Here is a 21,297-nt window from a genome sequence, read left to right as displayed (position 1 = left end):
CGGGCAGTCACCGATGTCATCGAGGGCACGTTCGTCGTGGCGAGGTCGCGCATCGCGCTCATGCCGTGGGCTCCGGCGCGATCTCGTTGATCAGGCCCTCGACCATGACCTTGATCTCGTCGCGGATCGGGCGTACCGCGGCGACGCCCTGGCCGGCAGGATCCTCCAGATCCCAGTCCAGGTAGCGCTTGCCGGGGAAGACGGGGCAGGTGTCGCCGCAGCCCATGGTGATGCAGACGTCCGACTCCTTGACCGCGTCGACGGTGAGGATCTTCGGGGTCTCGGCGGAGATGTCGATGCCGACCTCGGTCATCGCCTCGACGGCGGCGGGGTTGACCGCGTCGCCCGGGTTCGAGCCCGCGGAGCGGACCTCGACGCGGTCCCCGGCCAGGTGGGTCAGCCAGGCGGCGGCCATCTGGGAGCGGCCGGCGTTGTGGACGCACACGAACAGGACCGACGGCTTGCGGGGGGACTCGGTCATGATGATGGTTCTCTTCCGTCGCACGGCGGAACTCGGCCGCCAATGACTTCAACCCTCGCTGGTATCAGCGAGCGATGATGTGACAGTATCAGCGCATGCTGACTTCAGTCGATACTGATGCGATCCGGGTGCTGGGCGATCCGCTCCGCCTCCGGATCGTGACCCTGCTCGCGCGCGAGACGCTCTGCACGACGCACCTGGTCGAGGAGACCGGAGCCAAGCAGACCAACCTCTCCAACCACATGAAGGTGCTGCGCGAGGCCGGGATCGTGGAGACCGAGCCGTGCGGCCGCTTCACGTACTACAGGCTCAGGCCCGAGGTGCTGGCCGGTCTGTCCGAGCGGTTCGCCGCGCTGGCCGAGTCCGCACGTACAGCCGCCGGGAACAAGAGGGCCTGCCCGTGACCTCCACCGAACCCGGCACCGCTCCGACCGGTGGCGAGGATGATTCGATCGTCAGGAAACTGTCCACCCTGGACCGCTACCTCGCGGTGTGGATTCTGCTCGCCATGGCCATCGGCCTGGGTCTGGGCCGACTGATCCCCGGGATGAACGACGCGCTCGCGAAGGTCGAGGTCGGCGGCATCTCCCTGCCGATCGCGCTCGGTCTGCTCGTGATGATGTACCCGGTCCTCGCGAAGGTCCGTTACGACCGGCTCGACCGGGTGACCGGCGACCGCAAGCTGTTGATCTCCTCGCTGGTCATCAACTGGATCGTCGGACCGGCGGTGATGTTCGCTCTGGCGTGGACGTTCCTGCCGGACCTGCCCGAGTACCGCACCGGCCTGATCGTCGTCGGCCTCGCCCGGTGCATCGCCATGGTCATCATCTGGAACGACCTCGCCTGCGGTGACCGGGAAGCGGCGGCCGTCCTCGTCGCCCTCAACAGCGTGTTCCAGGTCGTCGCGTTCGGCCTGCTCGGCTGGTTCTACCTCGACCTGCTGCCCCAGTGGCTCGGCCTGGGTGACGGCCAGGGCCTGGACGTGCCGGTCTGGCACATCGCGCTGAACGTCGTCGTCTTCCTCGGTGTCCCGCTGCTGGCCGGGTTCCTCACCCGCAGGATCGGCGAGAAGAAGCTGGGCCGTGAGAACTACGAGGCGAGGTTCCTGCCGAGGGTCGGACCCTGGGCGCTGTACGGGCTGCTCTTCACGATCGTCATCCTGTTCGCCCTCCAGGGGAAGGCGGTCACTTCGCAGCCGCTGGACGTCGTGCGGATCGCCCTGCCGCTCCTGGTCTACTTCGCGATCATGTTCTTCGGGTCCTTCCTCCTCGGCAAGGGCCTCGGCCTGGCGTACGACCGCACCGCCACGCTCGCGTTCACTGCTGCGGGCAACAACTTCGAACTCGCGATCGCGGTGGCCGTCGCCACCTTCGGCGTCACCTCCGGGCAGGCCCTGTCCGGCGTCGTCGGCCCTCTGATCGAAGTGCCCGTCCTGATCGGGCTCGTGTACGTCGCGCTCGCCTGGCGGAAGAGGTTCGAGTCCGGGGCGGTGGAGACTCCCGGCCGGAACCTCTGAACGAAGCCGGCCCGTGCCTGGTCCAGGCGTATCGGCCGTCTCGTCTCCCGCCCGGCACCGGCTGCTGGCACCGGGCGGGGGAGGCGGCCGGGGTCAGCGGCCGCCGGCGGGCGGGCGCAGGTCGAGCAGGGCGGACATGGCGGCCACGACAGAGGGTGTGACCTGGTAGTAGACCCAGGTCCCGCGCCGCTCCGAGGTCAGGAGTCCGGCCTCGCGGAGCTTCTTGAGGTGGTGGGAGACGGTCGGCTGGGAGACGCCGACGTCCTGGATGTCGCACACGCATGCTTCTCCTCCCGGATGCGAGGCGACCCTGGAGAACAGTCGCAGCCGCACCGGGTCGGAGAGCGCCTTGAACATCGCGGCCATTCGCTCCGCGTCCGGCACGGACAGCTCCCCGGCGGTGAGGGGAGGGCAGCATGGCGCGACCGCTTCCGGGCCCGGGGCCGGAAGCCCGACAGTCTCATACTTCGACATACATCTATGTTGACATCTATCGATATGGGTGGCAAGCTCCGTATATAGGCAGTGATCGAAGCAGTGGCTGGACCCGCCGCCTATTCACGGAGGACATCACCGTCATGACCACCACCGAGGGCCTGCCGGTCGTCGTGATCGGCGCAGGCCCGGTCGGCCTTGCCGCCGCCGCCCACCTCACCGAGCGCGGCCTGTTCCCGCTCGTCGTGGAAGCCGGCCCCGCCGCCGCGAGCGCCGTACGGGAATGGGCGCACGTACGCCTCTTCTCGACCTGGGGCGAGCTGGTCGATCCGGTCGCCGAGAAGCTGCTGGCCCCCACCGGCTGGACCCGCCCCGACCCGGGCACGTATCCCTCCGGCGGGGAGTGGGTCGAGCGGTACCTGCGGCCGCTCGCCGATGTGCTCGGCGACCGGGTCCGGCTCGGTGCCCGGGTCACCGGTGTCTCGCGCACCGGCCGTGACCGAATCGTGGACGCCGACCGCGACCAGCAGCCGTTCGTCGTGCACATCGCCCACACCGACGGCCGCGAGGAGCGGGTCTTCGCCCGCGCCGTCATCGACGCCTCCGGCACCTGGTCCACACCCTCCCCGGCGGGCGCCTCCGGCCTGCCGGCCCTCGGCGAGAAGGCCGCGGCCGACCGGACCGCCTACCGCGTCCCCGACCTCAGGGACCCGGCCGTGCGCGCCCGATACGCGGGGCGTCGTACTGCCGTGATCGGCTCCGGGGCCTCCGCGTTCACCGCCCTCGCCCACCTCGCCGACCTCGCCACGTCCGACGACGGCGCCGGCACGAGGGGAGTGTGGGTCCTGCGCCGAGGAATCTCCGGCTCCACCTTCGGCGGGGGCAGCGCCGACCAGCTCCCCGCCCGTGGTGCGCTCGGGCTCGCGGCGAAGGCCGCCGTCGACGAGGGGCACGCCGACGCGGTCACCGGCTTCCGCACCGAAGCGATCGAGCGCGACACCGACGGACGCCTGGTCCTGGTGGGCGAGGACGGGCGCCGCCTGGACGCGGTCGACGAAGTCATCGTGCTGACCGGCTTCCGCCCCGACCTCGGCTTCCTCGACGAGCTCCGCCTCGGCCTCGACGAACGCCTCCAGGCCCCGACCGAACTGGCTCCACTGATCGACCCCAACCAGCACTCCTGCGGCACCGTCTACCCGCACGGCCACCGCGAGCTCTCCCACCCGGAGGAGGGCGTGTACCTGGTCGGCATGAAGTCCTACGGCCGTGCCCCGACCTTCCTCGCCATGACCGGCTACGAGCAGGTCCGCTCCGTGGCGGCCGCTCTCGCCGGCGACCTGGAAGCGGCCGACCGCGTCGAACTCACCCTCCCCGAAACCGGGGTCTGCGGCGGGGCCGGGCTCTTCGACGCCGCGGCTGTCGCAGAGCCCGACGCCGGGGGCTGCTGCGCGACGCCGGAACCCGCCCTGGTTCAGCTCGGTGCCGGTGCGCCGGCCGCTGCCGCAGCCGTGGACGAAGCACCGGCAGGCGGTTGCTGCGGCGCGTGACCGACCTTCCTCGAAGCCCCTGAGCGCGGGACCGTGACCGGAACGGGGGTTCGGTCACGGCCCCCCGCCGAGTGCTACGCAGGTCACTGTCGCCACGCGATTCCTGCGTGACACCTTGCTCGGCTCCGGTCCGTCGGGGCGAAGACCGGTGAGCGAGGCAGTGGATCAGACCTGGGCGAATGGGCTACTTCACCTCCGCTGACGCGTCGCACCCGAAGGACTGCGGCCGCTGCGGTCTGGAGGCGTCGGTCTGCCAGGAGATCCATCGCACCCCTGGCCCGTCGGACATCGCCGGACAGGGGTGCGATGGAGCGCTTGCACGCCTTCGGCGTATCCCTCCTCAGTGACCCACCGACCGGGGGCGACGACGCGGACCACGGCACGACACCCGGAAAGCGCCTCCTGAGGTCGAACTCGCCGATTTCCCCGCCCCGCACGCCATATCGATCTCAGGACCCGTGTGCGGCCGTGCGCAGTGCGACGCGCGGGTCAGGACAGGGCGATGGAGGCGTCGTGCTCCAGGCGGGTGCGGAGGGTGGCGGCGAAGTCCTCGGCACGGGAGAGCTGGACACGGAGCTTGTCCACCTGTTCGGAGGCCGCCCGTTCGTAGGTGCGCACGCGGCACAGCAGGTCATCTCGCTCGGCGGCGTCGAGAGCATCGCCGCTGTCGAGGCGCTCGGTGGCCTCCAGCAGGTCGCGCATCTCGTCGAGGGAGAAGCCGAGCGGCTTCATGCGGCGAATCACCATGAGGCGGGCGACGTCGGCTTCGGTGTAGAGGCGGAAGCCGCCCTGGGAGCGGGCGGAGGGGAGGACCAGACCCGTCTCCTCGTAGTGCCGGATGGTCCGAAGCGACAGCTCGGTCCGCGCGGCGACTTCGCCGATCTGCATGTGCTTGTCGTCCACGCCGCTCCATGGCCCTTCTTGTCCGTGCCGGGCCGCGTTCCGTGCAACCTGATCGATGTCTATCCTAACGTTAGGGTAGAGTTTCTGGTGACGAGGGCGACGGGCCTTGCCCCGACAGTGTTGTGCCGGTGCCGATGTCGCCCCCGGCGAAGATCCGATCCTTGCAGGAGTGAGCGTGCGCGAGCCCATGACGCTGACCGCCGCCCCCTGCCCGCCGTGACGCCTCGTCGCCCCATGTGAGTCGCACACCCGAGCTTTCGGTGCGGGCCTCGGCTCCGTCCCCTCCACAGACCTCCGGTCCGCCCACGCGGGCCGCCCGCGTGGCGCCGACTTGGCCCCTCCGCGTTCTCCCGCATCCCCCGGCCCGCCAGTGGGGTGTGCCCGGACACGACAGGTACTGCTTCCTTGTCTTCTTCTTCCGTACTGACCCCCGCCGCGCGCTTGCGCGGCCTGCGCCCGCACTGGCTGAACGACCCGAAGGTCTGGCGCACGGAGGTGCTGGCCGGCCTGGTGGTCGCCCTCGCGCTCATCCCGGAAGCGATCTCCTTCTCGATCATCGCCGGAGTGGACCCGGCCATCGGCCTGTTCGCCTCGTTCACCATGGCCGTGGTCATCTCGGTCGTCGGCGGACGCCGCGCGATGATCTCCGCCGCGACCGGTGCCGTCGCGCTCGTGATCGCGCCGCTCAACCGTGAGCACGGCTTGGGCTACCTGATCGCCGCCGTCATCCTCGCCGGTGTCATCCAGGTCGTCCTCGGCGCGCTGGGCGTGGCGAAGCTGATGCGGTTCGTGCCGCGCTCGGTGATGGTCGGCTTCGTCAACGCCCTCGCGATCCTGATCTTCATGGCCCAGGTCCCCGAGATGCGTGACGTGCCCTGGCCCGTCTACCCGCTGATCGCGGCCGGCCTCGGCCTCATGGTCTTCTTTCCGAAGGTCACCAGGGTGATTCCCGCTCCGCTCGTGTCCATCGCCATCCTGACCGTCATCACCGTGGCCGCCGGTATCGCGGTGCCGACCGTCGGGGACAAGGGCGCCCTGCCGTCCTCCCTGCCGGTTCCGGGGCTGCCCGATGTGCCGTTCACCCTGGACACCCTGACCACCATCGCCCCGTACGCCTTGGCGATGGCACTGGTGGGCCTGATGGAGTCGCTGATGACGGCCAAACTGGTCGACGACATCACCGACACCCACTCCTCCAAGACCCGCGAGTCCATCGGCCAGGGTGTCGCGAACATCGTCACCGGCTTCTTCGGTGGCATGGGTGGCTGCGCCATGATCGGCCAGACGATGATCAATGTGAAGGTGTCCGGGGCGCGGACCCGCCTGTCCACGTTCCTCGCCGGTGTCTTCCTGATGGTGCTGTGCGTCGCCTTCGGCCCTGTGGTCTCCGATATCCCCATGGCAGCCCTGGTCGCCGTGATGGTGATGGTGTCGTTCGCCACCTTCGACTGGCACTCGATCGCTCCGAAGACGCTGAAGCGGATGCCCGCGGGGGAGATCACTGTCATGGTCATCACCGTGGCTGTCGTGGTCGCCACCGACAACCTCGCTATCGGTGTCGTCGTCGGTTCCGTCACCGCCATGGTCATCTTCGCCAAGCGCGTCGCTCACCTCGCGGAGGTCACAGCGGTCACCGATCCCGACGGCGGCACGGTGGTGTACGCCGTCACCGGCGAGCTGTTCTTCGCCTCCTCCAACGACCTTGTGGGTCAGTTCGCCTATGCCACCGACCCTGACAAGGTCGTCATCGACCTGAGCGCCGCCCACATCTGGGACGCCTCCTCGGTTGCAGCGCTTGACGCGATCGAGACCAAGTACGACCAGCGAGGCAAGAGCGTGGAGATCATCGGCTTGAACAGCCCGAGCGCCGACCTGCATGGCAAGCTCACCGGCGAACTCTCCAGTCACTGACCTGACCCGGCCGCTGCGACGGCCGCCCGGCTCATCTGTCGCCGCGGCGGCCGTCGTTCTGTCCGGGGCCGGGCCGGCTCTCGCGCTCCGGATGGCCTCTGACCTGAGGTTCTTCCTCTGTCGAGTCCTTGTGACGTCTTTTCGATGACGCATCCTGTGGTGAGCGCGGTGTTCGTAAGCCGTCGCTCCTTGTTCGAAGTCCCAGAGAAGTCCCAGGGACTCCGTCACACCCCGCCTCGACTCGCGTTTCTGCAGGTCGGAATGGGTGAGACGGAGCCCTTCTTGAAGGCTTTCAGATGTCCCGGAAGAGACCGCGCGGTTCAATGGCCTGCGGCGACGCACGGTTGCAGAGTGTTGACCTGCGTGGATCATCCTCCAGGTGTCTCCTGCGCCTGCACGTTGATGCGGCCGAAAGCCAAAGAGGAGTCCCAGGGGCCCCTGCAGCCCGATGTCTTACCGGAGGGCGGGAGAAACCGCACCGCAGGCCGTCATCGGTTCGCCCCTGCGCCTGTGGCAGGTCCCGTCAGGTGAGGGTCCAGCGCTGGTTGCTGCCGTTCGAGCAGGAGTAGAGCTGGATCCGGGTGCCGTTGGCGGTGCCGGTCCCGACGGCGTCGAGGCAGAGGCCGGACTGGACGCCGACGATGGATCCGTCGGAGTTGACGCGCCACTTCTGGTTGTCGCCGCCCCAGCAGCTGTAGATCTGGACCTTGCTGCCGTTGCTCGTGCCGGCGGCGTCCAGGCATTTGTCGCCGTAGACCCGGAGCTCACCCGAGTCGGTGGCCACCCACTGCTGGTTGGCGCCGCTGCCGCAGTCCCACAGCTGGAGCTGGGTGCCGTCGTCGGTGCTGGCGTTGGGCACATCCAGGCAGCGGCTCGAACCGACGCCCTTGATCTGTCCGGAACCCGCCGGGGGCTCAGTCGTGTCGCCGGCATTGAGTGCGTTGAGGACGGCGGAGTAGGCGGCCTTCTTGCTGCCGTCGTTGTTGAACAGCAGCGGTGTCTGCTCCGCTCGCCAGGAGTCGCTGTCGCGCACGCCCCAGACGGTGATGCCGAGGCAGCGCGGGACGGCCAGGCAGTCGTTGGTCACGTTGGCGTAGGTCGTGGGGGAGGCACCTTGGATGTCGAGTTCGGTGATGGCCACGTCGACGCCGAGGGCGGCGAAGTTCTGCAGCGTGGTGCGGAAGTTGCTGTCGTAGGGGCTGCCGCTGTTGAAGTGCGACTGGAAGCCGACGCAGTCGATCGGCACGCCGCGCTGCTTGAAGTCCCGGACCATGGAGTACATGGCCTGGGTCTTGGCCCAGTTCCAGTTCTCGACGTTGTAGTCGTTGTAGCAGAGCTTGGCGGACGGGTCGGCGGCGCGCGCGGTGCGGAAGGCGAGCTCGATCCAGTCGTTGCCGCTGCGCTGCAGGTTGGAGTCGCGTCGGGCTCCCGAGCTGCCGTCGGCGAAGGCCTCGTTCACGACGTCCCACTGGGCGATCTTGCCCTTGTAGTGGGCCATCACGCCGTTGATGTGGCCGGTCATCGCCTGGCGCAGATCGTTGCCGCTGAGGCTCTGCATCCAGCCGGGCTGCTGTGAGTGCCAGGCCAGGGTGTGGCCACGCACCTTCTTGCCGTTCTGCACCGCCCAGTTGTAGACGCGGTCGGCGGAGCTGAAGTTGAACTGTCCCCGCTGTGGTTCGGTGGCGTCGATCTTCATCTCGTTCTCGGCCGTCACCATGTTGAACTCACGGTTCGCGATCGACGTGTAGGTCGAGTCGCCCAGCCTGCCCGAGGCGATGGCGGTGCCGAAATAGCGTCCGCTCTGCGCCGCCGCGGTGCCGAGCGTGCTCTCGGCGGCGTGTGCTCCCGGTGGCGCGACCAGAGCGGCGGACGCACCGAGGGTGCCGACGACCAGCGCCAACAGCAGGCTGCGAGTCTTCCGGCGGACAACGGGTCGGGGAAGGGCGTAGGAGCCCATGACTGTGCCTCCAAGGTGGAAATCACGGAAGGACTGATGCGGTGCGCGGATCTGCCGTGCAGCACAGGATGCCGAGGTCGACGTTCGGTATCTCGGACCTTGGCCAGTTCCTCAGACAGGGATGATTGAGGCATCGGTGATGGGCCGTCAATACTCCTCGCAGAAGAAGTTTCGATTGGGCATCCGAAACTTTCCGGCACCCTGGTGAGTCGAAATGCAGCCCCGGCGTCTCCGTTGGTGGACGTCCCAGGGCGCGATCGGGCGAGTGCGCGGACGCTGCTTGCTCGGCCTCCCTCTTCCGTACATGCCCCTTGGGCTGGCGAACTGTATGCGCTCACTCAGGAGAGGCCCGTTCGGCGTGATCCCTTGTCAGGCCCTGAGGGGAGGTGCTGTTTGTGGACAGATCAGGGACAAGCCTTGACCGGAGTGCCCCGCATCCCTAGCTTGTGGCGTCGAAGTATCCGGGAATTCTCGAAACTTTCGAAACTGTCCCGAACCCACGGCACTTCCGCTCCGCTGTTCATCAGGGTCACCTCAACCCAGCCCCCAGGAGGCGCAGCTCATGTGGTATCGCCACTCGTTCTCGGCCCGGCCAAGACGCCTGCTCGCGGTCCTTGCACCCTTGTTGCTCGTGGCCACCTTCCTCGGCGCCCAGCCCGCCGAGGCGGCGACCGTGGACCCCAACGCCTCGTATGTGCTGGTCAATCGCAACAGCGGCAAGGCCCTGGACGTCTACAACATGGCGACCTCCGACGGCGCCCGCATCACTCAGTGGACCAGAAACGATCAGAGCCAGCAGCAGTGGCAGTTCGTCGACTCCGGGGGCGGCTACTACCGCATCAAGTCCCGCCACTCGGGCAAGGTGCTGGACGTCCACAACTGGTCCACCGCGAACGGCGGATCGATCGTCCAGTGGACCGACCTGAACGCCGCCAACCAGCAATGGCGACTCGCGGACAGCTCGGATGGCTACGTGAGGTTCATCTCGCGCCACAGCGGCAAGGCCCTCGAGGTGCAAGGTGCCTCCACCGCCGACAACGCGAACATCGTCCAGTACGACGACTGGGGCGGCGCCAACCAGCAGTGGCAGCTCGTCAAGGTCGGCGGCGGCAACACCGGCCCGTGCGCTCTGCCGGGGACGTACCGCTGGACATCATCGGGCCCGTTGGCGCAGCCCAAGCCGGGGTGGGTCTCGTTGAAGGACTTCACCGTCGTCCCCTACGACGGCAGACAGCTCGTCTATGCGACGACGCACGACACGGGGACGAGTTGGGGTTCGATGAACTTCGGCCTGTTCGACGATTGGTCGGAGATGGCCTCGGCCGGCCAGAACGCGATGTCAGCTTCCACCGTCGCGCCTACGCTCTTCTACTTCGCGCCGAAGGATATCTGGGTGCTCGCCTACCAGTGGGGCGGGTCCGCCTTCTCCTACCGGACGTCGAGCGATCCCACCAACCCGAACGGCTGGTCATCCCCGCAGGTGCTCTTCTCCGGAAGCATCCCCGACTCCGGAACAGGACCCATCGACCAGACGCTCATCGGTGACGGGACGAACATGTACCTGTTCTTCGCCGGCGACAACGGCAAGATCTACCGGGCCAGTATGCCGATCGGGAACTTCCCGGGCAGCTTCGGCGCGACCTCGACAGTGATCATGAGCGATACGACGAACAACCTGTTCGAAGCCCCGCAGGTCTACAAGCTGCAGGGTCAGAACCGCTATCTCATGATCGTCGAGGCGATCGGCTCACAGGGGCGCTACTTCCGCTCGTTCACGGCAACGAGCCTGAACGGCGCCTGGACACCCCAGGCCGCGACCGAGACCAACCCCTTCGCCGGCAAGGCCAACAGCGGCGCTTCCTGGACCAACGACATCAGCCACGGCGAACTGATCCGCACCAGCCCTGACCAGACCATGACCGTCGATCCCTGCAGCCTCCAGTTGCTCTACCAGGGGCGCAGCCCCAACTCCAGCGGCGACTACGGCCTCCTGCCCTACCGTCCTGGTCTGCTGACACTGCAGCGCTGACGACGTGACACATGTCCGGCTCCGGTACGGGGCCGTCGTGGCGGGCTCGGCGGAAGGCCGAGCCCGCCCGGTTCGCGCAACAACGTCAGCGCCCATACAGCGACGGAGCGCGCTGGTGGGCGACGCCTACCCCCACCAGCCCGACCGATTCGCCGACGCTGTCCGATGCTCACTCCTGCGACTACCTCCCCGCCGAAGGCGTTGCGAGGCCACTTCCGCAATAACCCTCCGTGAAGACCGACGGGTGTCAGCTATCTGACGTTTCGGCAGTGAGAGTGTTCCAACCTGACGGCGCTGGCCGCGGGTTGGACGGATCTACGAAACGACGAAGCTCCTGGTAGACGGGTTCACGACCAAGATCCTCCGTCCGCCAGGAGCTTCGTGTGCTTGTCTACCCGTCGTCGATCGACCAGTCCAGTCGCACCCTGCGGTTCCTGACCGGACGGCTCGCTGTGCGGCGAGCGGAGATCGGAACCCGGTGGCGGCGTCTGACCGCCGGCCGCCAGGCCCTCCCCGCCCTGGCCCATCTGCGGTGCGGTGGCACCTACGCCCAGCTCGCCGCCGGGTTCGGAATCGGCATCGCGACTGCCTACCGCTCCATACGTGAAGCCGTTGAGATCTTGGCCGCGCTCGCACCCACTCCGGCCGAGGCGATGCGTGTCGCGCGGACCAAGGCGTTCGTGATCCTGGACGGCACCCTGCTTCCGATCGGCCGGATCGCCTCCGACACCCCGTACTGCTCGGGCAAACACAAGCGACACGGCATGAACGTCCAGGTCCTCACCGACCTCCTCGTCACCGCCGAAGCACCGCCGCCAACCGCAGCCCGGCACGCCCTTGGAGTGCGGCGGAAACGACTCGCCAGGTGCTGCTGCGGCCGATCCCGCCTTGGTGGGGCGGGGTGGAGGTGGCCGCCTGGTACCTCGCAGCCGATGTCGAAGCACGAGTGGGCGGGACTTCTACGAGGTGCTGTCAACGCCTCATGGCACCCGAGCAATTTTGGGGGATGTTCAGGGAAAGGGTCTTCCTGCCGTGTCAACCGCAGGGGCGGTCGTGGGCGCCTTCCGGAAAGCCGGGTATCACGAGCCCGGCCTCGATGTATTTGCCAGTCGTATGGAATCAGGACTGAGCAGGCACAAATTCCTGAAGTCAGCACTGGGTGATCACGAGGAACGCTTCGCCACCGCAGTGGCCATTTCCTTCGCCACCGACTTCGGCAGCGTCGAAGTCGTCAACTTCGGCCACGAGGGCCCCTTTGTGATCGGCCCCCATGGGGTGCGGCAACTGCCCCAGGAACAGGGGTCACCAGTCGGCATGGCTGAACTCACCGGCAGCCCCCAGTCGTCAGCCACATCTCCTACGCCAGGCAGGAGACCGTCCTGCTCGTCACCGATGGCGTGACGGAAGCCAGGAATCGGGCTGACGAGTTCTTTCCCCTGCGCAGGTGTCTCGAGCTAATTCACGCCGACCACTCCGACGGAATCTCCCCTTCGCCCGCTCCCCGTTGAGTCGCATGAGGCGTAGAAGTCCCGCACGGAGTCCGTGGACTCGGCGAACTGGACGAACACCCCGCTGACGGTTACGCCAAGGCGAGGAAGAGTTCGTCGGCTGCTTCGGCGTAGAGGTCGGCGAGTGCGTCGCAGCCTTGTTGGCGGAGCATGTACTCGGCGCGGTAGAGGCGGTAGGCGGGGCGGACGGGGAGGTACTTGTCGAGGAAGACGCCGGCGCCGCCGTTCTGGCCGGTGACGGCGTCGTAGGCGTCTCCGAGGAACTGGTTCAAGCCGGTCCAGGCCCCGCGCCTCGACTCCGCCTACGCCGCCTTCGCTTCCGTGAGCGGCACCCTGCAGTGGAACATCCCGATGTGGTCGGGCGGCGACGACAGCCACACCGGCTTCGGCGGTACGGGCTTCAGGACTGTCCTCACGCGCGCCGACGGCACCCAGGTGGCCGCAGTCAACTCCCGGGCTGGCCGGGCGAGCAACCTTCCCGCCGGCTCCTACACACTGACGGCGACCGGACAGCGGTCGAACACCACGTGGCCGACGTCCACCCGGACCAGCACGGCGTGGGGCTTCGACTTCACACGCCCGGCCGCCCGCGCCGACGTCCCCCTGCTGAACGTCGGCTACTCCCTCGACACCGACCTGCAGGGCCTCGCCCGGGCGGGCAAGACCCTCGACCTGGGGGTCAGCGCGGCCACGGTCCCCGGTGACGTCAAGGCGAACGCAGCGACGCTCCAGGTCTCGTACGACGAGGGCACGACCTGGCAGAACGCGAACCTGCACCGCCGCGGTGACGGCCGCTGGACGGCCGACCTGCGCACGCCGCGCACCGCGCACTCGGTGTCCCTGCGCGTCACCGCGCAGGCGCCGGGCGGATTCACCATCGAGCAGGAAGTGATCTCGGCCATCGGCCTGAGGTGACCTCGCAGGGGCAGGCTGCCGCACCGAAGCCGACAGATCATCGGGAGGAGGACCCTCCCCGAGTACCGTAAGATTGCATCCACCGACGCGGGGTGGAGCAGCTCGGTAGCTCGCTGGGCTCATAACCCAGAGGTCGCAGGTTCAAATCCTGTCCCCGCTACTTGTACGACGAAGGCCCGGCACGCCATGTGCCGGGCCTTCGTCGTGGTGCGGAGGGGGTGTGTCCGGGTGTTTCAAGATTTCCGTAGGCGTTGATCGGTCTGCCCATCTGGCCCGGGGCTCGTGCCGGTGCCGTCAGGCTGGTGATGTGTGCACTTGAGGTGCGTGAGCTTCTCCCGCAGTTGGTCGGGTTGGCCATTGAGCAGGGCCGGCGAGCTCGCCGGATTCACCCAGGTGGCCCGGGAGTCAGACCTGTGGTTCCGCATCGACGGCGCCGACCTGTTCGCCCCCTCCGTCCGTCACCGCTACCAGGGGATCGCCTCGATCTCCTGGGCGAACCGCTGCCGGGTCTCCGAATCGACGACCGTGGGTTTGATCACCCTCACCGCGACGGCTTCACCGGCGGCGGGGGGTCGGGAGACGCTCCTCCTCCGGCTTCGACCTGACATCCTGAACCGGTCAGAACGGGGTGAATCGGCCGGATATTTCGGTCTCTTTCCGAGGTTGCCGCGCCTCAGGGACAATGGCGGCGATGACTGTCACCGCCCCCAGCGCTTCCGCCGGCCCCCTTCCCGAGCCGTCGGGCTTCGGCCCCTTCGCTCATCTCACGGTGCCGAACACTCCGCTCTACCGTCACGTGATGCGGACGTTCCTGACGGCCAAGGAGCGGTTCGCGGTCCACCTGCGGCCCGAGGACCTGCACACCGCGCTGCCGGCGGATGTCCGTCCCGCCGAGCCGGACACCGTCGTCGGCGCGCTCGACAGGCTCGTCGGCTGGGGCAATCTGCGGGCGGATCCCGATACCGCCCGGGTGACCGCGGTCGAGGACTTCTACCGGAAGCGGTTCATCTACCAGCTCACGAGGGAGGGGGAGGCCGCCGAGGAGGCTTTGTCCGCCTATGACGAGGCGCTCGGGCGGCGCGGTGCCCTCTAGGCCGTGGCCCTGCACGACATCGTCACCCAGCTTCGCGCCCTTCTCGTCCTGGCTGCCGAGGAGCAGCCGGATCCGGCCATAGCGCATCTGGCGCTCGACGCGCTGGCCAGCCGGTTCGCCGCGCTCGCCGACAACGCCCGGGCCTTCATGGGATCGCTCCAGCAGACCATCGACCTGCACGATGTCGAAGAGGCGGTCTTCCTCGCGTACAAGGACCGGCTCATCCAGTAACGGACCGCGCCCGGCGGGCGCTCGGCCACATCGAGGGCCGCATCGAGGTGTCCGAGCAGGCCGCCGCCGAGCACCGCCGGGCGTCGGGCCGTCTCGACGAGGCGGAGACCGACCTCGCGCTGGCCGCCGAGACGCACGGCGAGGCGGAGGAGAACGCGGCGCGGGCGGGCCAGGCCCTCCTGGACGACGTACGCGAACGCGCCCGCGCCTGGAAGGAGCTGTCCTACGCCGACGCGACGGGCCTCCTGGACGAATTCCAGGAGTGGACCCGCCACCTCGACGGCCCCTACCCGGCGCGGGTCTCGGCCACCCGGGCCCACACCGCCCGCTCGGTGGACCTCGCCGACCAGGCGGCCGAAGCCGCCCGGGCGACCACGGAGCTGGCAGAGCGCACCGCCGAGGCCCGTCGCGAGCTCACCGCACTGGAAGCCGGCGCCGGACGCGAACCCCGGCCCCCGGCGACGCGCACCCCCGGCCTGCGCGAAACGCTGCCGGGCGCGCCGCTCTGGTGCCTGGTCGACTTCCGTGACGACCTGCCCGAAGCCGGCCGTGCCGGGCTCGAAGCGGCGCTCGAAGCCTCCGGCCTCCTCGACGCCTGGGTGCTGCCCGACGGCTCCGCCCTCGCCGTGGACGGACACGATATCCTTCTCTCCCCGTCGAACGGGCCGGTGAGCGGCCCCTCACTGGCAGACGTGCTGTGCCCCGCCGTGGACCACGGCGATGGGCGGGCCACCGTCCTGGACGAGACGACGGTGACCCGGCTGCTCGCCGCCATCGGCCTCGACGGCGGGGGAGGAGCCGCGACATGGGCGGCACCCGACGGGCGCTTTCGGGTCGGTGCGCTCACCGGCACGTGGGCCAAGCCCGCCGCCACGTACATCGGCGAGGGCGCACGCGAAGCAGCACGCCGGGACCGGGTCGCGGAGCTCGGCATCGAACTCGCCTCTCTGCGCGAGGAGTCGGAGAATCTCGCGGCTCGGTCCGCGGCGATCGCGGCACGCCGGCGCACGCTCGACGCCGAGCTCGCAGACGTCCCCGACGAGTCGCCGCTCACCAGGGCACACGCGCTCGTCAGCGCCGCCGCCGAGACCGTGCGCAAGGCCCGTGCGCGGTACGAAGGGCGTGCCACCGAGGTCGTCGAGGCGGCCGAACTTGCCGAGCGGGCTGCCGCCGAGCTCACCGAGGCTGCCGCTGATCTGGGGCTGCCCGCCGAACGGGCCGGACTCACCGCCGTACGTCACGGCCTCGGCTCCCTCGCCACCGCACTGGCGGCTCTGTGGCCCGCGCTGCGCGAACGAGGGGAGGCCGCACGCCAGGTGGACGACGAGCGTGCCGAGGCCGCCGAGGCGGAGCAGCGGGTCGTCGACCTCGCCCAGCGGGCCGAAGAGGCGGCGCACGAGGCGGCGGCGGCCGATGAGCGGCACCGGACCCTGCGCTCCACCGTCGGCGCCGCCGTCGCCGAACTCCAACGGCGCCTCGCCGGGACCATCGAGGCACAGCGGATCTGTGAGACCGACCGGAAGAACGCCGGGCAGCGTCACGCCCAGGCGGACCGGGAGGCGAGCCGGGCCGAGGGGCGGATCGAGCAGCTGGAGAAGGACCTCGCCGAAGTCGTCGACGCGCGTGCGGAGGCCATCGCCGCGCTCCAGCGCTTCACGGCCACCGGCCTGGTCGCTGTCGCGCTGCCCGAGGTCACCGTCCCCGCCTCGGACGACGGCCACTGGGCCGCGACCCCGGCCATCGCGTTCGCCCGGGCCATCGACTCCGGCCTGTCGTCCACCGACGACACGGACGCGGCCTGGGAACGCGTCCAGCGCCGACTCAGCGAGGAACTCAAGGCCCTTCAGGACACCCTGTCCCGGCACGGACACAGCGCGTCCGCCCGCATGGTCGAGGACGGCATGGTCGTCGACATCGTCTACCAGGGCCGTGAGCGCGCCGTGCCCGAACTCGCCGAAGCACTCGCCACGGAGGTGGGCGAGCTCACCCGCATCCTGTCCGCGCACGAACGCGAGATCCTCGAAACCCACCTGATCACCGAGGTCGCTGGCACCCTCCAGGAACTCATCGGTGCCGCCGAACGACAGGTGCGGGACATGAACACCGAACTGGAGGACCGCCCCACCTCCACCGGTATGAGACTCCGGCTGGTGTGGCGGGCCTCGCGCAAGGCCCCGTCCGGACTGGCCCAAGCCCGCGAGAGGCTGCGCCAGTCCGCGGACGCCTGGACGTCGGAGGACCGCGCGGCGGTGGGCGAGTTCCTCCAGGCCCAGATCGCCCGCCAGCAGTCCGACGACGGCCCGGGCAGCTGGCTCGAGCACCTCACCGCAGCGTTCGGCTACCGCTCCTGGCACGAATTCGGCGTCGAACGCCACCAGCACGGGCGGTGGGTACCCGCCACCGGACCCGCCTCCGGCGGCGAACGCGTCCTCGCCGTGTCCGTGCCGCTGTTCGCCGCCGCCTCCTCCCACTACGCCAGCGCGGGCAGCCCGCACGCGCCCCGCCTGGTCACCCTGGACGAGGCGTTCGCCGGTGTGGACGACGACTCCCGCGCCAAGTGCCTCGGCCTCCTGAGCGCCTTCGACCTCGATGTGGTCATGACCAGCGAACGGGAGTGGGCCTGCTACCCGCAGGTGCCCGGCATCGCCATCGCCCAGCTGTCCCGGATCGACGAGGTGGCGGCGGTCCTCGTCACCCGGTGGGAATGGGACGGCACGCGACGGCAGCGCCGCGAGGACCCCGTGCGGGACGCCCTCCAGGACGCGCCCCGCGTTGAGGAGACCGAGTCGCTGTGGGGCTGACCCACGGGCCCGGGCCCGGCACCGAAGCAGTCGACGGCCCGCGGCTGGCCAGACTGCTCGGCACGCCGGACCTCTCCTGGCTCGTCGAACGAGCACGCCGACGGCTGGTGGCCGGGCAGCCCATGACTGGTTCCGTGTCCCTGGCCGATCCCACTCCGGCCCAGCGAGCAGCGGCCGAACGACTTCTCGCCCGGGCCCCCGGTGGCGGCAGGTCTCTGACCGTACGGCGTCGCCGTCGCGGTCGCGGCGCTCACCGGGCCTGTCACATCGCTCGTCCGAGCCCGCCAAGAGGAAGAGGAAGCCTGGGTGAGGGCGCACACGCCGCTCGACGAGCTCGTCGCTACGGTCCCCGCGCTCGCCAAGTGGGCGGCCCGGATACGCGCCGACGGCCTGGCGCGGCGTCTGGGGCGCACACCAGACGTCACGTTCGGTCTGCTCACCGGTGTGTGCACCGCCCTGCACGCACTCCCCGCCGCCCCGGTCGTCTCGCTGCCCGCCTTCGCTGCCCGGGTCCTCGGCTGGGCGCACGCCCTTGACGACGGCACACCGCTGGCCACCCTCACTCTGTCCGGGGCCCGTGCGCTGACCGGTTTCCACGATGGTCAGGGCGCCGAATGGCGACGTGAGGCCTGGGCCTCGGTGGGGCTGTTGCGGGACGAGCTGTCCTCGACCGTCCTGACCCTGAACCTGCGCGGCACCCCGGCCCTGGACCGCCTGGCCGAAGACGGCGAACCCTGTGTGCTCACCCTTCGCCAGCTCATCCGCAGACCTCCGGCCGTCGCCGATCCCGTGGTGCGGATCTGCGAGAACCCGACCGTCCTCGCGGCGGCGGCCGACATGTTCGGCCCTGCCTGCCCGCCCCTGGTCTGCCTCCAAGGCCAGCCTTCCGCCGCCGCCCTCACACTGCTCCGGGGGTTGCACGACCACGGAGCGACCCTGTACTACCACGGGGACTTCGACTGGGGAGGGCTCCGGATCGCCGGCGTCCTTCGCCGCCGCGTCCCCTGGCTGCCCTGGCGCTACACGGCCGCGGACTACCGCGCCGCCGTGTTCCGCTGTGTCCAACCTCCGTTGTCACCGCTCGTCAGCACCCCGACGGAGACCCCCTGGGAACCCGCACTCGCTACGGCCGTCGCCGAACTCGGTGTTCGTGTCGAGGAGGAGAGGGAGCTGGAGCTGCTGTTGTCCGATCTCACGTGAGGATCGTGACCATCCGTCTGGGCAGAGGCAGTTGAGAGTGAACCGTTCCGGGTTCGGTGCCGATCGTGCGGGGCGGAGGCCGAAGGTACGGCCTCCGCCCCGCACGGTGCAGGTCGTCAGGAGCAGCCGACGTCGTTCAGGGTGAACCCGGTGGGCGCGGAACCGGGTGCCCCCGAGCCCTGGAAGCCGAACGAGGCCGAACCGCCGGGCGGGACCTTCCCGTTGTGACCGGCGTCGGTGGCGGTCACGACTGCTCCGGACTGGGTGACGGTGGCGCTCCAGGCGCCGGCGACCTTCTCGGAACTGCTGAAGGTCCAGGTGAGACGCCAGCCGTCCACAGCTGTGCTGCCGGTGTTCTTGACGGTCACGTCGGCGGTGAACCCGCTGCCCCACGACGAGCCGACCTTGTAGGTCACCGAGCAGGCGGCACCGGCGGACGGAGTCGCCGTAGGCGTGGGAGTGGGGGTCGGCGTGGGAGTGGGCGTGGGGGTCGGGGAGGGGGACTCGGCGGGATCGCCGTCGGGCAGCTCACCCCACTGCTGTGACGTTCCGTCCAGCAGCACCAGCCTCGGCGCGTCCACCGGGGTGGAGCCCGGTGTCGTCGGCAGGCCCGCGTACGACCAGTCGTTCGACGGGTCCCAGGCGCCCGAGGAGGTGACCCGGAACTGCACCTCCTTGCGGTAGGCCGACTGCCCGGCCGGGGCGATCACGGTGTTCGAGCAGTCCACGCCGATGTAGTAGACGTCTCCCTCGTACTGCTCGGCGCCGGAGGCCGTGCCGCACTGGTTGTAGTTGGTGGTCACCGTGATGTCCGCCGGCGAGACCCCAGGCTCCAGGGTGAAGTAGTAGCGCAGCGAGGCCTTGGTCAGCGGCCTGGCCGGCCAGGCCGACTTGTTGACCAGGTACGCCTTGATCTCGGTGAAGTCCGCCCCGGACGCGTTCACCGACGCCTGGGCCAGCACCTCGGGCCCGTCCGGTGTCTCGGCCTGGGGGAACGAGGCGAGCGGGGCACCGCCGTACTCGGCGTACAGCCTGGCGAGGGCACCGGTGAAGGCGGCGTTGTAGTCGGTGGCGACCTCGTTGTTGACGTAGTTCTGCCGGTCGTCGGTGTAGGAGTCGTCCGCCGCGCCCGGCCCGCCGACGAGCGCGCCGTACAGGACATGGCGGGTCTCGACGGGGTTGGTCATCTGGTCGGTCCACGACCCGTGCGCGGTCCGGTGGTGCGGCCTGGTGGGCGGGGTGGCGCCGAAGCCGACGACATAGCTGGCCTTGCGCGGGTTGTCCCCGAGGGCGTAGTCGATCTGGCGTACGGCGAAGTCGTGGTAGCGGGCCTTGCGGGTCGCGTCACCGGTGAGCCAGTCGCTGTAGGAGAGCGCGGCGAAGGCCGTGTTCGCCGCGTAACGCAGCGATCCCCAGGAGTCGAGCACGGCCTGGCCGCCGGGGGAGTACGCCACCTTGGCGCCGTTCACCCCGGTCGTCCACCAGTCGAGCCAGCGGTTGGAGTCGTCGATGTACCTCTGCTTCCCGGTGAGCTTGGCGAGCATCACGTACGAGCCGTAGGAGGTGTCGTCCCAGGAGAGCGTCCACCGGTAGGAGCGGGTGGAGGTCTGCGGCTCCGTCGACAGGCCGTCGTAGTACGTCTCGGCCTTGGCCAGGTAGGAGGCGTCACCGGTGGCCTTGTGGAGCCAGATCGCACCCCACACCAGCTCGTCCTGGTAGCCGCTCCAGGAGTTGTAGTAGGACTTCGCGTCGGTGATGCAGTCGCTGTACGTGCCGCGGTAGGTGTCGGCGAACGAGTAGAGCTGCTTCGCGTGGGTGAGGAGCTTCGCCGCGTACGCCGGGTCGTCGTCGGCGAAGAGCATCGAGGAGGAGGCCATCGCGGCGGCCGTCTGCCCGGCGAGGTCGGTACCGGGGCAGGAGGCGTCGATCTTGTACGCGGGCCGGGCCATGGACATCACTTCGGCGGGGCCCCACCACTTGTGGTCGTCGCCGCCGTTGCCGACCTGCCCGTAGAGCACGTCGGCGGAGGGGTGCGCCTTGACGAAGTAGTCGTTGACGAAGCGCAGGCTGTCCTTCAGGCGAGCCAGCTGCCCGGACGCGGCGTAGGCGTCCTTCTGCTCGATACCGCCCCAGGCCAGCACCGTGGCGCTGTAGGCCATCGGCAGGCCGAACTTCACGTGGTCGCCGGCGTCGTACCAGCCGCCGGTCAGATCGAGCCCGACGTCCTTGCCGTCGTCCATGCCGGAGTCGCCACGCCAGGAGACACGGTTGTCCTCGGGAAGCTTGCCCGAGCGCTGGGCCTCGTAGAAGAAGAGCGACTTCTGCAGGGCCTCGCCGTAGGCGAACGCCGGGGCTGCCTGGGCCGGGGTGGCGGCCAGCGGCATGAGTCCGGCGGCGAGCAGCGCGGCCGCGCCGGCGAGGGTGACTCCCAGGCGGGAGCGGGTGGTGGTGCTCGGCGGAGAGTGGCGGGATATCGATCTGTGGAACGCGCGGGGAAGGGAGGGCAGTCGCAACGGATCGTCCTTCGGTGCGGCGGGCGGCGTGTGGAGCCCGTGGCCGTACCGGACCGGCGGATGACATGCCGGACCGGGCCGACGGGGCGGTGGTGCGGCTCGTGCGGAAGTGCGGCGTGCGCGGGTGCTGAACGGTGCGGATACGCGGCTCGTGCGACGGGCCGGTGCGGGGTGACACCGGCCCACGCGGAAGCGTCGGCAGCCCGGAGCGACGTCCGGCGCGACGGGCGTGGGAGCGCTTCCACGGACGTGCTCAT

15 protein-coding genes, 1 tRNA gene and 3 pseudogenes are annotated in these 21,297 nt (G+C 69.4%); 13 read left to right on the top strand and 6 right to left on the bottom strand.

The window, feature by feature from the left end:
- Positions 1–58: 58 nt before the first annotated feature.
- The gene (locus tag B9S57_RS25720; protein ID WP_103759602.1) at positions 59–481 is read right to left on the bottom strand and encodes an arsenate reductase ArsC; all 423 of its coding nucleotides are present in this window, start codon (positions 479–481) and stop codon (positions 59–61) included.
- 95 nt (positions 482–576) lie between these two features.
- Between B9S57_RS25720 and B9S57_RS25715 the strand changes: the two genes are divergently transcribed.
- Complete coding sequence (locus tag B9S57_RS25715) at positions 577–885, top strand: helix-turn-helix transcriptional regulator (RefSeq protein ID WP_103759601.1); 309 nt, start codon at positions 577–579, stop codon at positions 883–885.
- A complete protein-coding gene (gene arsB, locus B9S57_RS25710; protein WP_103759600.1) occupies positions 882–1,997 on the top strand; it encodes an ACR3 family arsenite efflux transporter in 1,116 nt (371 codons plus the stop codon). Before B9S57_RS25715 ends, arsB begins: the two co-directional genes overlap by 4 nt.
- 93 nt (positions 1,998–2,090) lie before the next feature.
- On the opposite strand, the gene B9S57_RS25705 is transcribed toward arsB, so the two are convergent.
- Positions 2,091–2,471 (bottom strand): helix-turn-helix transcriptional regulator, encoded by a 381-nt coding sequence (locus B9S57_RS25705; RefSeq protein WP_103759599.1) that lies wholly within the window; start codon positions 2,469–2,471, stop codon positions 2,091–2,093.
- A gap of 104 nt (positions 2,472–2,575) precedes the next feature.
- On the opposite strand from B9S57_RS25705, the gene B9S57_RS25700 reads away from it, so the two are divergent.
- On the top strand, positions 2,576–3,979 hold the full coding sequence (locus B9S57_RS25700; RefSeq protein ID WP_103759598.1) for an NAD(P)-binding domain-containing protein: 1,404 nt from the start codon (positions 2,576–2,578) through the stop codon (positions 3,977–3,979).
- Between the two features lie 489 nt (positions 3,980–4,468).
- On the opposite strand, the gene B9S57_RS25695 is transcribed toward B9S57_RS25700, so the two are convergent.
- Positions 4,469–4,882, bottom strand: coding sequence for a MerR family transcriptional regulator (locus B9S57_RS25695; RefSeq protein ID WP_181011467.1), 414 nt, complete (start codon positions 4,880–4,882; stop codon positions 4,469–4,471).
- 405 nt (positions 4,883–5,287) lie between these two features.
- On the opposite strand from B9S57_RS25695, the gene B9S57_RS25690 reads away from it, so the two are divergent.
- Positions 5,288–6,793 (top strand): SulP family inorganic anion transporter, encoded by a 1,506-nt coding sequence (locus tag B9S57_RS25690; RefSeq protein WP_164493661.1) that lies wholly within the window; start codon positions 5,288–5,290, stop codon positions 6,791–6,793.
- 523 nt (positions 6,794–7,316) lie between these two features.
- Here the strand turns inward: B9S57_RS25690 and B9S57_RS25685 are convergent.
- A complete protein-coding gene (locus tag B9S57_RS25685; protein WP_103759597.1) occupies positions 7,317–8,750 on the bottom strand; it encodes an endo-1,4-beta-xylanase in 1,434 nt (477 codons plus the stop codon).
- A gap of 562 nt (positions 8,751–9,312) precedes the next feature.
- Here B9S57_RS25685 and B9S57_RS25680 point away from each other — a divergent pair.
- From B9S57_RS25680 to B9S57_RS35810, 4 genes and pseudogenes are all read left to right on the top strand, one after another.
- Positions 9,313–10,779 (top strand): non-reducing end alpha-L-arabinofuranosidase family hydrolase, encoded by a 1,467-nt coding sequence (locus B9S57_RS25680; RefSeq protein WP_103759596.1) that lies wholly within the window; start codon positions 9,313–9,315, stop codon positions 10,777–10,779.
- 383 nt (positions 10,780–11,162) lie between these two features.
- Positions 11,163–11,567: pseudogene (locus tag B9S57_RS25675) on the top strand (transposase family protein); the annotation flags it as partial.
- Between the two features lie 103 nt (positions 11,568–11,670).
- On the top strand, positions 11,671–12,180 hold the full coding sequence (locus B9S57_RS35815; protein WP_308457422.1) for a PP2C family protein-serine/threonine phosphatase: 510 nt from the start codon (positions 11,671–11,673) through the stop codon (positions 12,178–12,180).
- On the top strand, positions 12,177–12,287 hold the full coding sequence (locus tag B9S57_RS35810) for a hypothetical protein (protein WP_258036590.1): 111 nt from the start codon (positions 12,177–12,179) through the stop codon (positions 12,285–12,287). Before B9S57_RS35815 ends, B9S57_RS35810 begins: the two co-directional genes overlap by 4 nt.
- Before the next feature lie 71 nt (positions 12,288–12,358).
- Here the strand turns inward: B9S57_RS35810 and B9S57_RS25665 are convergent, their stop codons facing one another.
- Positions 12,359–12,559 (bottom strand): hypothetical protein, encoded by a 201-nt coding sequence (locus tag B9S57_RS25665; RefSeq protein WP_103759595.1) that lies wholly within the window; start codon positions 12,557–12,559, stop codon positions 12,359–12,361.
- Between the two features lie 49 nt (positions 12,560–12,608).
- Between B9S57_RS25665 and B9S57_RS25660 the strand changes: the two genes are divergently transcribed.
- From B9S57_RS25660 to B9S57_RS25645, 5 genes and pseudogenes are all read left to right on the top strand, one after another.
- Positions 12,609–13,202, top strand: a complete 594-nt coding sequence (locus tag B9S57_RS25660; protein ID WP_146057810.1) for a hypothetical protein — start codon at positions 12,609–12,611, stop codon at positions 13,200–13,202.
- A gap of 86 nt (positions 13,203–13,288) precedes the next feature.
- A tRNA-Met gene (locus B9S57_RS25655) sits at positions 13,289–13,362 on the top strand.
- A gap of 522 nt (positions 13,363–13,884) precedes the next feature.
- Positions 13,885–14,526: pseudogene (locus B9S57_RS36500) on the top strand (TIGR02677 family protein).
- Between the two features lie 47 nt (positions 14,527–14,573).
- Complete coding sequence (locus tag B9S57_RS25650) at positions 14,574–17,327, top strand: TIGR02680 family protein (protein WP_374935986.1); 2,754 nt, start codon at positions 14,574–14,576, stop codon at positions 17,325–17,327.
- A 285-nt stretch (positions 17,328–17,612) separates the two neighbouring features.
- Positions 17,613–18,527: pseudogene (locus B9S57_RS25645) on the top strand (TIGR02679 family protein); the annotation flags it as partial.
- 116 nt (positions 18,528–18,643) lie between these two features.
- Here the strand turns inward: B9S57_RS25645 and B9S57_RS25640 are convergent.
- Positions 18,644–21,040 (bottom strand): glycoside hydrolase family 9 protein, encoded by a 2,397-nt coding sequence (locus B9S57_RS25640; protein WP_258036588.1) that lies wholly within the window; start codon positions 21,038–21,040, stop codon positions 18,644–18,646.
- Between the last annotated feature and the right edge of the window lie 257 nt (positions 21,041–21,297).

Origin of the sequence: Streptomyces sp. SM10, assembly GCF_002910915.1 — a bacterium.
In the GTDB taxonomy this organism is placed as follows: domain Bacteria; phylum Actinomycetota; class Actinomycetes; order Streptomycetales; family Streptomycetaceae; genus Streptomyces.
Note: the sequence above shows the minus strand (reverse complement) of the source record. Positions and strands in the feature narration are given on the sequence as shown.